Source organism: Aeromonas sp. LsrichE-8G (assembly GCF_022869435.1).
GTDB classification, from domain to species: Bacteria; Pseudomonadota; Gammaproteobacteria; order Enterobacterales; family Aeromonadaceae; genus Aeromonas; species Aeromonas caviae.
Window position 1 is genome coordinate 1 of the sequence record NZ_JALIHH010000221.1, and the last position, 912, is coordinate 912.

Annotated in this window: 1 pseudogene; it reads left to right on the top strand. The window is 64.9% G+C overall.

Annotated features, from left to right (window positions below):
• Positions 1 to 5: 5 nt before the first annotated feature.
• Positions 6 to 912: pseudogene (locus MUW49_RS19590) on the top strand (IS66-like element ISKpn15 family transposase); the annotation flags it as partial.

Consider the following 912-nt stretch of genomic DNA (forward strand, 5'->3'; position numbering starts at 1 on the left):
CCCCCATGAGCAAAAACACCATGCATTCCGCGGGAATGCCCACCACTCTGGAGCAGGCCAACGAGCTGATTTATAAGCTCCTCGACCGCATCGCCGAGCTGGAGGACCGCCTCAATCAGCACAGCGGCAACTCCTCCAAGCCGCCTTCCAGCGACGGCCCCGGTGCACCGCCGCCGGCCCGCAAGCGTCCGGCGTCCGGCAAGCAACGGGGGGCGCAGCCCGGTCACAAGGGACATCGCCGCGAGCGGCATCCGCTTGATGCCCGCCTGACCCTGGTCCCGCATTACCCTGCCGCCGATTGCGCTTGCTGTGGCGGGGACATGGTGGCCCATGCCAAACCCTATCAGGTTCATCAGGTGTTCGAGCTGCCCGAGGTGAGCTATCTCGTCACCGAACACCAACTGTATCGTGCGACCTGCTCACGGTGTATCGGCACGACCCAGGCCGCACTGCCAGACAACGTCAGCAGCAGCCAGATGGGGGCCAATCTGCTCAGCTACATCGCGCTGCAAAGCGGCCAGTTTCACCAGAGCGTCAGCCAGATACAGCAGCAGCTCAAACAGCATTTCGGCCTGAGTTTTAGCCGGGGCGCCATCAGTGAGGCGCAGGGGCGGGTGAGTGCCATGCTCACCCCGACCTACCAGGCCATCAAGCAGCAGGTGCAGACGGCCACCCACGTTCATGCCGATGAGACCCGGCATCAGCGGGGTGGAGAGCGCCGCTGGATGTGGCTGGCGCTGAGCAAGATAGCCGTCTGCTTCATGACGGCCTATGGCCGTGGTCAGGAGGCGGCCAAGCGGCTGCTGGGCGCCGAGTTTGACGGGGTGCTGGTGACCGACCAGTACGCCGGCTACCGGTTTATCGACGCCGACCAGCGGCAACTGTGCTGGGCCCACGTGGCCCGCAATCTCG